Below are 10607 nucleotides of genomic sequence, written 5' to 3'. Positions count from 1 at the left end.
GTCGTCTGGATATTTGCTATCTAATTGATAGCTACATGCCGTTGATATTATTGCGCTGGTGGCCGATGGGGGCCCGCGGTGCTTGTCGCTGGACGGTCCGGGCCTGCTCTTCATTGGCTGACAATGCGCCGGGGCTGACGCGCTGGAGCAACTCCAGCAGCAGCGCCCATTCGGCCGGCGAGTAGAGCTGGCGCAGGCCCGCTTCCATCTCCAGAGAAGTGGCATGCGCCTGCCGGGCAATGGACAGGCCCTCGGCCGTAAGGCGGATGGCCTGAGCCCGGCGATCGGTGGGGTTGCGCTCGCGCACCAGCAGGCCCCGGCTTTGCAGCCGGCTGACCACCAGGGTGAGGTTGGGGGCGCTCAGGTTCAGCGCCTGGGCGAGTTGCCGTTGGGACAATCCTTCGCCCGGCAAGAGCAGCATCAACAAGGAAAATTCGACGGTGCGCAATTGCATGGGCTCGCCGATCGCCTGGAAAAAAGCGCGGTTGGCCGCTACCCGTGCCTGCGCCAGAGCATAGCCGAGCAGGTGTTGGACGGTGGAGGGATCGACGGGAGATTCATGCATGGAGGGTTTCCGGGCGGTCGAGTGTAAGAGTCCTCGCAATCCCTGCCAGTCCGGCACAAGACACCTGAACGGATTGCTCTGACACTCGGGGCGGCCCCGACCTCGTGGGCCCAAGCCGCTGTTTTATGGGTAAAGGCGAAGTGCTTGGCGACGGCTGGAGCCCCTGAAGCCCGTACATTCCCCGACATTCACGTGCACTCGCCATGGAGCGAGGCATTATCGCCACGCGCATGCCGGCCGATGGGTGGTTGGCTTGGCGCAGCATGGCCGCGTGTGCCCGGGTGGAAGGGGCCGTCAGCTATCCGTCAGCGCTCGGCGTCGCCTTGCTGGTCCAGCTCGGCCGAGCAGGCTGCGATCAGGGCGTCGAACGCATCGAAGGCCAGCGGTTTGGCCAATACGTGATCGAAACCGATCAACTGCGCCCGGTCAGAAACGCCCAACCCCGTGATGGCGATCGCGATGCTGGGCCTGCCTGCCGTTGCCGCGCGCAATTTCGGAACGAGTTGGGTGCCCAGCATGTCGGGCAGTTGCTGGTCTACAAGGAACAGCGAGGCGGGGCGTTGCGCCATGTGCTGCAGCGCTTCGTTGCCACTGTGGGCGACGCGCACCGTGTAGCCCTGCAGGTCGAGCAGATCGCTCAGCAGTTCAGAGGCATCGCGGTTGTCGTCAATGATGAGAATGTCTGCAGGCATGCGGAGGGCTTCGCTGACGGTACAGTGTTTTTCTTAAAGACCATCAAACAATCAAGCCCAATAGTCTTCTTCTTAGGGCTCTATTGTGCCCGTCCTCTGCACGGGTAAGCGGACCGAGAAGACAACATGGGGTGCGCGGTATTCGTATCCAATGCTGCCCCCGTGTCCCTGGACGATCTGGTGGGCGATGTACAGCCCCAGCCCCATCCCCGACCGATTGCGCGCGTTGCCGACCGAAGAGGCCTTGAACGGACTGAAAAGATTGCGGGCAATGTCTTCCGGGATGGGGGCGGCGACATTGCGCACGGCGATCTCGTGCCATTCATCGGTGGCGGTCGCATGCACCTCGATGGGATGCCCGCTCTGACCATGGTGCCGCGCGTTGCCGATCAGGTTGACGACCACCTGGGCGATGCGATCGGCATCGACACGGGCTTTCAGCGCAGCGGGGATGGTGCCCACGATCTCGGTGCCGGGGTGTGCCGTGCGGGCCTCGTCGATGAGGTCGTTCAGCAGGGCGACCAGATCCACGTCCGTGCGCTGCAGATCCAGTCCCAGGCCGCTCTGCAGGCGCGACATGTCCATCACCTGACTCACCAGCCGCTGCATGCGGCTGCTGGAGGACTGGATGCGCTGACCGATCCTGCCGGCCCGCCCGCCGTCGGTGCCGCCCTGTTCGAGCACGCGCGCGGCCATGCTGATGGAGTGCAGGGGGTCTCGCAGATCGTGGCCCAGGACGGCCATCAGCTGGTTGCGCGTGCGATTGATCTCGGCGGTGCGCGCGTTCTGCACGCGCACGAGTTCGTCCATCAACTGCCGGGCGGCGTCCAGTTCCAGCGTGCTCCAATGCTCGGCGGTGGACCGGACGGTTTCCTTCCACAGATCGAACGAGCCGCGCGGGGTGAGCCGCGGGCCCAGGGGGCCGTGGCGGATGTCCTTGTCCGGCTTGCCGCCCCAGTGGATGGTCTCGATCTGCTCCTTGCGAAGAAAGATCAACCAGCCGTTGCGGTCCCGGTCGAAAGGGATGCCCAGCACGCCGCACCAGGGCGACGTCGCGGCAGCCAGTTCGGGCGCAAGCTGCGGCAGCGACTGGGTCTGGAACAGGCGCTGCCGGTCCTGGCCCGGCTCGGCGGCCAGCCATTGCACGATGGCGCTGCCCGCCGCTTCCGATACTTCGCCGAACACGGTCAGCTTCGCCCCATGAGCCACCAGCGCCGCATCGGCCTGCAAGATGGCGGCCATCTCGGCTGTGTGCTGTGTCAGGGCGGTGAATTCGTCGTCCGCGTGCAGCAGCTCTTCGATGAGGTGGGTGCGGGCCCCGGCCAGCTGCTGCAGGCGGTCCGCCTGGGAGCGGGAGAGCGTGCTCTGGATGTTGGCAGACAGCACCTGGGCGATCACGTCGCAGGCCATGCGCACGCTGTAGGGCACCTGGCGAGGACCCATGTGATGGCAGGCGATCAGGCCCCACAGCTGTTCGTTGATCACGATGGATACGCTCATCGACGCACCCACGCCCATGTTGGACAGGTATTCGATGTGGATTGGCGACACGCTGCGCAGAATGCTGCCGCTCAGGTCCAGCGGGGGCGCACCGGCCTCCTGCAGCAGGGGCACCGCGGCCGAGCGCACGTCGGCGATCAGCCGCAGGGTGTTGGCCACGTAGAGCCTGCGTGCCTGCGCTGGAATGTCGCTGGCCGGATAGCGCCGGCCCAGGTAGGGGTCGAGCGTATCGACACACGATTCGGCGGCCACTTCGCCGCTGCTGTCATGGCGAAAGCGATAGGCCATCACCCGGTCGAAGCCGGTCAGGGCCCGCAGTTCTTCGGTGGCCAGCTGCAGCAGCTCATCGATGGCCCGGGGCCGGCGCAGCTTTTCCATCGCGCGGTGGGCCTGCACGGCAAAGCCTGCCAGCTCGCTGTGGGTCTGGTGGCGCAGCTCGAATTCGGCCACCAGTATCGCGCTGCCGACATGCAGCACCACGTCGAACTGGCGGTCTTCGACCTGCAACTCGCTGGGCATGGGCACATCCCGCTCGCCCCGCAGCGCCTGCAAGCCGTCCTGGAGGAGCCCTGCAATCAGCGGGCACACCGTGCCCGGGCTTTCGGGCAGAGGCTCGCCCACGGTCACGCCGCACTGCAGAAGGGCCTGCACGTTGGCGCTGACATAGCGGACCACGCCTTCGCGGTCCACAGCGATCAGGGTGCCATGGCTCTGGATGCTGCCGGGCACGTGGATGGGCTCGCGGTCGCAGTTGTCCAGCGTGGTGGTGGTGCCGGGTGTGAATGACTGGATCATGCGAGCACCCCCTGGCCCTGCAACTGGTGCCGCAGGCCATCGAAGCCGGCACGTGCGCCGGCGCAGGCCGCCTGGACATCGAAACGGCTCTGAACGTGCGTGTCGAGCAGCCTGGTGAACTGTTTCCAGCGCAAACCCGTGCCGGCACCCAGGCCGTGCAAATAGCGCAGCGGATGCGGCGCCAGCCGGGGCGCCAGGCGCTGGTACAGGAACTGGCCTCCCAATTGCGAACCCTCCACCACATAGGCCAGGCCCCAGCAGACCGCCGCATGGCCGGGTGCCCCGAAAGCGGAAAACGCCCGCGCAGCCATCTGCTGCGTGCAGCCGCTGGCGTCACCGAAGCCGTCTTCGGCTTGCGCTGGCTCGCCGCGCATCGCCAGCCAGTCCGCGTGCAGGGCGTGCAGGCGAGCGGGGCGTGCAAAGTCGAAACCGGGCACCAGCGACTCCAGCGCCGCCAGGTGCGGCTGGAGGGCCGTGAGCCAGGCGCTCAGGGCCAGGGTATGGTGGCGGTAGTCTTCCAGGCTGGCATCGGCCCTGCCGATTGGCAGGCTGGCATCCAGCTGCGCATGCGATTCCTTCGTGGTTTGTCGCAGCGCCGAAAGGCAGTCGGTCTCCGGCACCGGAGTGAAGGACGGGAGGGGAGATCGCTGTGACACGGAAGAAGGACGGGGGGATCGGGGTGGCCAGAAAAGACTGGAGCAAGATTTTAGGGGCTGGGTCTGCCCATGGCGCCAGGCAGGTTACCCGCCTGTTTTGTGCCTGCAACACCTGCGCTCGCAGCGGGCGAGGTCCGTCCGGCCCGACGCCGCCGCTGCGTTGGCAGCGATGGCGAAACCCGTGCCTGCCGGCGGCAGTGAGATGGTTCAAAGCGAGGGACCTCAGGGCGGGGCGATGAGCCCTTGCACGCGGCGTGCAAGCGCATCGAGCGTAAAGGGCTTGGTGAGCACCTGCATGCCCCGCTCCAGGTGGCCGTTGCCCACGGCCGCATTTTCGGCATAGCCGGTGATGAACAGGATTTTCAGGTCCGGCCGGTAGATCCGGCCGCTATCGGCCATCTGCCGTCCGTTCATTCCACCGGGCAGGCCCACGTCGGTGATCAGCAGGTCGAGGTGGGTGCTGGACTGAAGTACCAGCAGCCCCGATGCCCCGTCCTGTGCCTCGATGGTGTCGTAGCCCATCTCCTGCAGCACCTCCACCACCAGCGACCGCACGCTCGGCTCGTCGTCCACTACCAGCACGGTGCCCGACCCCTGGCCTCCTGCGATCGACGGCGCCGAGGGCAGGTCGATGTCCTGCGCCGGCGCCTCGTGCCGCGGCAGGTAGATGCACATGGTCGTGCCCATGCCGGGCTCGGAGTAGGCGCGCACCTGGCCACCCGACTGCCGCGCGAATCCATAGACCATCGACAGCCCCAGCCCCGTGCCCATGCCGATCGGCTTGGTGGTGAAGAACGGCTCGAACACGCGGTGGATGATTTCGGGCGACATGCCGGTGCCGGTATCGGTCACGCACAGCGACACGTACTGACCCGGGGGCAGGTCGCGGTCCAGGGAGGCACGCTCGTCCATCCACTTGTTCGCAGTCTCGATGGTGAGCCGGCCGCCGCCGGGCATGGCGTCGCGAGAGTTGATGCACAGGTTGAGCAGGGCGCTTTCCAGTTGGTGGGGGTCCACGTGCGTGGTCCACAGGCCGACGGCGCCCACCACCTCCAGCTCGTTTTCGGGCCCGATGGTGCGCCGGATCAGCTCTTCCATGCCCTTCACGAGCCGGTTCACGTCGGTTGGCTTGGGGTCCAGCGTCTGCCGGCGCGAGAAGGCCAGCATGCGGTGGGTGAGCGAGGCCGCCCGCTTGGCGGCGCCCTGGCCCACGCTCACATAGCGCTCCAGGTCGTCGTAGCGGCCCTGGCCCACGCGGCGGTGCAGCAGTTCCAGGCTGCCTGTGATCGTGGCCAGCAGGTTGTTGAAGTCGTGCGCGAGCCCGCCCGTGAGCTGGCCCACGGCCTCCATCTTCTGCGACTGGCGCAGCGCCTCCTGCGCGGCTTCGCGCTCGCGCGATTCGGTGGTGAGGCGCGCGAGCGCGTTCTCGACCTCCTGGGTGCGCTCGACCACGCGCGCTTCCAGGTGGCTGTTCAGCGCGCGAAGCTCCTGTTCGGCCACCACCTTTTCCGTCACGTCGTAGCCCTCGGCGAAAACGCCGGTGACCTCGCCCTGGCCGTCGGTGGTGGGTTGGTAGATGAAGTCCAGGTAGCGCTCGGCCAGCGGCATGCCGGGCTTTTGCTGGATGAGGACCTTGAGGCCCTGGGCCAGGTACGGCTGCCCGGTGCGGTAGACCTCGTCCAGCAGTTCGTACAGCCCCTGGCCTTCCAGCTCGGGCAGGCCTTCGCGCACTGTCTTGCCTTCCACGCTGCGGTGCCCGATCAGCTGCACGTAGGAGTCGTTGACGAACTCGAAAACATGCTCCGGGCCGCGCAGTACGCACATGAAACCGGGCGCCTTCTGGAACAGGCTGCGCAGTCGGTCGCGCTCCGCCGTGCTTTCCTCCAGCACCCCGGCACTGGCCAGGCGCGAGGCGATCTGGCCGGCCAGCAACTGAACGAACGCCATGGCCTCGCCGTCGTGCATGGGCCGGTGCGGATTGGCCCCGCACACCATGAATCCCGCCGACCGGGCGCCGCCTTGTGCCGGCAGCGCCACGACGAACGCCGCCCGCGCCGGCGTGTCCCAATCGCCGGTGGGCACGTCGTTCACCGCGTCCAGCGGCACGGCGAAGGCCGCGTCGCCGGCTTGCAGTCGGTGGACCTGCCAGGGTTCCCGGGAGTTCATCGCCAGCACAGTGGGCGCCAGCCGATGGCCCTGGTCGATGCCTGCATTGCAGCTCAGGCGGGCCACGCCCGAGGGTTCGTACAGATAGACGAGTGAAAACGGCAAGTCCCGCTGGGCCTGGCCCATCCGCTCGCAGGCGGTGTCGAGCACGGCCCGGCGGCTGTTGACGGCCGACAGCGCCGCGCCCAGTTCGCGCAGCAGGCGCAGGCGCCGCTCGTTGAGCACGCGGCCCGTGTCTTCCGACACCGCGCAGAACAGGCCGTGGACCTGCCCGTCGTCGCCGTGCAGCGGGCTGTACGAAAACGTGTGGTACGTTTCCTCCAGGTAGCCCGCGCGGTCCAGCAGCAGCATCAGCGAGTCGTCCCAGGTGGACTCGGCCCGTTCGTACACGGCGTGCATGCGGCCTTTCACCTGATCCCAGATCTCGGCCCAGACCTCGGCGGTCGGGCGCGCGAGCGCGTACGGGTGCTTGGCTCCCAGCGTGGGGCGATAGGCATCGTTGTAGAAAAAAGCGATGTCCGGTCCCCAGCCAAGCCACATCTCGAAGCGCGAGGTGAGCAGGATGCGAAGCGCGACCTTCAGCGGCTCGGGCCAGAATGCCGGCGAGCCGAGCGGGGTGGCTTCCCAGTCGTGGGCGCGCATGAGCTGTGCCATCTCGCTGTCCCCGATGAAGATGTGCGCGAAGCGGTCGCTGTCAGCGGTGATGGCAGTGGCAGGGGAGGGGTTCATGCAAAAAATCAGCGTGAATCGGCCAGTCGGTTGATGGTGGCCATCAGGGCGTGGGGCTGCAAGGGCTTGCCCAGGTGCGCGTCGAATCCTGCCTCCAGAGCCCGTTGTGCGTCCTGCGCGCGGGAGAAGGCGGTCAGCGCGATGGCGATCGGCTGGGCCTTGCCCTCGGGCAGGGGCAGGGAGCGCAGGCTGCGGACCAGGTCGTAGCCGTCGCGCCCGGGCAGGCCGATGTCGCAGACCAGCACGTCGGGCCAGCGCTCGGCCAGTGCCTGCATGGCCGCGTCATGGTCGCCGGCTTCGCGCAGGCGCGCACCGCCGTCGGTGAGCACCACGGTGAGCATTTCGCGTGCATCGGGGTGGTCTTCCACGATGAGGATGTCCAGGCCCGCCAGGGGTCGGTCGTTCATCGGCGGTTCGGCTGGGGCATCGTCGCCAAGGGGCGCGGCGCGGGCCGTGTCGCCCCCTTTGTGGTCCACCGGCAGCATCACCTGCATGGTGGTGCCCTGGTCGAGCCCGGCGCTCACGGCCGTGGCGCGGCCGCCGTGCAGTTCGGCCAGCTGCTTGACGATGGACAGCCCCAGGCCCAGGCCGCCGTGGCGTCGGTTGTCGGGCGAGTCGCTCTGCGTGAACCGGTCGAACAGGTGATCGATGAATTCGCTGGCGATGCCGCGCCCGTAGTCCCGCACGGACAGGGTGAGCTGGCCCTTCTCGCGCCGCAGCGCCACGTCGATGCGCGCGCCGTCGTTGGAGAATTTGATGGCATTGGTCAGCAGGTTCCAGAAGATCTGCTGAAAGCGCGTCGGGTCCAGCCAGGCGGGGGCATTCGCGTCCTGCACGGCCAGCGCCACGTCCAGGCGCTTTTCGGCGATCGAGGCCTGCAGCGCGTCAATGGAGGAGCGCACCGATTCGACGGGGTCGATCCATTCCCGCTCCAGGTGCAGCTTGCCGCTGTTGATGCGCGACACGTCGAGGATGTCCGAGATGATGCGCGCCTGCGCCTTCACGTTGCGGTGGATGGAGTCCAGGCCCTTGAGCAGCTCGGGCGTGCCGCCGCGGCGCTTGAGGATATGCACCCATCCGGCGATGGCGTTCAGCGGGGTGCGCAGTTCGTGCGACAGCACCGCGATGAAATCGTCCTTGGTGCGGCTCAGCCGCTCGGCAGTGGCGCGGGCCGCCTGCTCGCGTTCCAGCACATCCTGGCGGCGGGAGTCGAGCTCCATGCGCTCGGAGATGTCGGCCGCGATCGCCATGCGCAGGCCGGGCTCCACGTGGGCCGAGATGCTCCACTCCAGGTACACCCAGGCGCCGTCCGGGCGTTGCAGCGGAAACTCTCCCTGCCAGGGGTCGCCACGCTCGCCCCCCACGGTTTTTTCGGTGATGAAGTCCAGCCAGCCGGGCGGCGCAAAGTCGCTGATGGGGTGGCCCAGCAGTTCGTCGCGCGAGCGGTCCAGCAGCCGCATCATGGCGGGGTTGACATCGGTGAAACGGCCGTCGGGCTGGATCAGGCCAATACCCGCCAGCGCCTGGCTGTAGATGGCGCGAAAGCGCCGGTCGCTGCGGCGCAGGCCGTCTTCGGCCATGCGCGCACGGATCAGCGCCTGCAGTGTGCCCACCAGCAGCGCCGGCTCCACCGGGTGCGTGAGGTAGGCGTCGGCCCCCGCGTTCAAACCGGTCACCCGGTCTTCGCTGTGCACGTGGGCGGCGGACAGGTGCGTGACCGGCAGCAGGACCGTGGCTTCCTGCTGGCGGATGATGCGGCAGACCTCGAAGCCGTCGATGTCGGGCAGGTGCACGTCCAGCACCACGGCCGACACGCCGGTGGCCGCCAGGCGGATGGCCTCGGTGCCGTTGTCGGCCTCCACGGTCTGAAAGCCGGCGGCGCGGATGACCCGGACGGTGGAGTAGCGCGTGACCGGGTTGTCGTCCACCACCAGCACCGTGTGCGCGGCGCGGTCGATGGTCGTGTGGATGGCACTGACGTCCTGCATGCCGTTACCCATGGGCGCCGTCCTCGGTGGTTGCGGAGGCCCCAGTGGCCGCGGCTTCGTTGCCCGGCAGCCGCAGCGGCAGCGTCAGCGAGAACACCGAGCCGCTGCCCAGCGCGCTCTCCAGCGTGACCGTGCCGCCCAGCAGTTCGGCCAGCTGGCGGCTCACGGCCAGCCCCAGGCCGGTGCCGCGCAGACGCTTTTGCAGCGACGAGCCGATCTGCGTGTAGTCGTCAAACACGCTGGAATGGAATTCGGGAGCGATGCCGATGCCGGTGTCGGTCACCGAAAATCGCACCCGGTCTCCATCCACGACGCGGGCCGACACGCGCACCTCGCCCCGGGGCGTGAATTTGAGCGCGTTGGAGATGAAATTGCGCAGGATCTGCGACAACTTGCGGTCGTCCGTGTAAAGCGGCGCGATACCCTGGGGCTCGTCGAAGAACAGGTTGACGTCCGGGTTGGTCAGCACCGGCCGGAACATCCCGCGCAGGGCCTGGAACAGATCCAGCATGTCAAACCAGGCAGGCGAGATTTCCACGCGGCCGGCTTCGATCTTGGCGAGATCGAGCAGGTCGTCCACCATGTCGGCAAACTCGTTCGCGGTGCTCTGGATGAATCCCACCTGGCGGGCCTGCTCGGTGTTGAGGGGCCCGTCCACATGGTCGGCCAGCAGCCGGGCGATGCTGCGAATGGAGTTGATGGGCGTGCGGAACTCGTGGCTCATGTAGGCCAGGAAACGGCTTTTCATCTCCGTGGCTTTTTGCAGCTGCTCGGCCTGCGCGTCCAGCTCGGAATACAGCGCGACCACGCCGCGGTTGGTTTCCTCCAGCTCGGCGCTCAGCTCCTGGACTTCCCGCTGGCTTTCGGCCAGGGCGGCGCGCAGCGCCTCGATGGATTCCTGGGGCGCAGCGGCGGTGGGCGGCGTCGGTGCCGGCGTGTCGGATGCCTGGAAGGTGCGGTCGGAAATGAGGTCGGAGGTGCCGTCCATGGTGTCTTTCGTGCTTCGGGTCACTCGATGCACTGCACCACCACCACGGTCGCGTCGTCGCGCGCCCGGTGGTGATCGCGCAGCAGCACGGCGGCCACCAGGGTGGGATCGCTGCCCAGCAGGCGCTGGATGCTGGCGGGATGCCAGCGGGTTTCGATGCCGTCGCTGTGTACGACCAGCAGCGCATAGGGAGGCAGCTCGGTGGTGGTCTCCTGCGGCCGGCGCATGGTCAGGCCCACCGTGCCGTGCTGCGTGACGACCGAGCGGTCCGACAGGCCCGTGACCACGCGGGCCACCACGTTGCCAACGCCGGAACTGCGCACGGTGGCGGCCGTGGCATCCAGCCGCAGGCTGCACACGGCGGCGCCCCGCGTGGACTGCAGCTCGGCATGCATGCTTTCGATCTGCTCGCGCAGGTCGCCGAAGGGGGCCTGCAGGAACAGGTCCGCCGCCGCGCCGGACGCCCTGGCTGCCTCGCTGCCGTGGCCGAGGCCATCGGCCACGAACAGCGCGGCCCGGGGCCGTCCA

Annotated in this window: 8 protein-coding genes; all 8 read right to left on the bottom strand. The window is 67.7% G+C overall.

Features of this window, described 5'->3' with window-relative positions:
• Nucleotides 1-31: 31 nt before the first annotated feature.
• On the bottom strand, nt 32-565 hold the full coding sequence (locus tag AC27KI_RS04330; RefSeq protein ID WP_317357513.1) for a MarR family winged helix-turn-helix transcriptional regulator: 534 nt from the start codon (nt 563-565) through the stop codon (nt 32-34).
• A gap of 305 nt (nt 566-870) precedes the next feature.
• Entirely contained in the window at nt 871-1257 is a 387-nt protein-coding gene (locus tag AC27KI_RS04325; RefSeq protein ID WP_487088253.1) for a response regulator, read from the bottom strand.
• 72 nt (nt 1258-1329) lie between these two features.
• Nucleotides 1330-3552, bottom strand: coding sequence for an ATP-binding protein (locus AC27KI_RS04320; protein ID WP_487088255.1), 2223 nt, complete (start codon nt 3550-3552; stop codon nt 1330-1332).
• Nucleotides 3549-4172, bottom strand: a complete 624-nt coding sequence (locus AC27KI_RS04315; protein WP_487088257.1) for a biliverdin-producing heme oxygenase — start codon at nt 4170-4172, stop codon at nt 3549-3551. The genes AC27KI_RS04320 and AC27KI_RS04315 overlap by 4 nt, the downstream gene beginning before the upstream one ends.
• A 258-nt stretch (nt 4173-4430) precedes the next feature.
• A complete protein-coding gene (locus AC27KI_RS04310) occupies nt 4431-7103 on the bottom strand; it encodes an ATP-binding protein (RefSeq protein ID WP_487088259.1) in 2673 nt (890 codons plus the stop codon).
• 8 nt (nt 7104-7111) lie between these two features.
• The gene (locus AC27KI_RS04305) at nt 7112-9091 is read right to left on the bottom strand and encodes a hybrid sensor histidine kinase/response regulator (RefSeq protein ID WP_487088265.1); all 1980 of its coding nucleotides are present in this window, start codon (nt 9089-9091) and stop codon (nt 7112-7114) included.
• A gap of 4 nt (nt 9092-9095) precedes the next feature.
• Nucleotides 9096-10079: an ATP-binding protein gene (locus tag AC27KI_RS04300; RefSeq protein WP_487112752.1), complete on the bottom strand. Its 984-nt coding sequence runs from the start codon at nt 10077-10079 to the stop codon at nt 9096-9098.
• A 20-nt stretch (nt 10080-10099) separates the two neighbouring features.
• Nucleotides 10100-10607 (bottom strand): SpoIIE family protein phosphatase (locus AC27KI_RS04295; protein WP_487112750.1); only part of this gene is annotated, 508 nt, incomplete at its 5' end.

This window comes from Acidovorax sp. KPB24-03 (assembly GCF_057546605.1).
The sequence above is the reverse complement of the archived record's forward strand: the minus strand, read 5'-3'. Positions and strand labels throughout refer to the sequence as shown.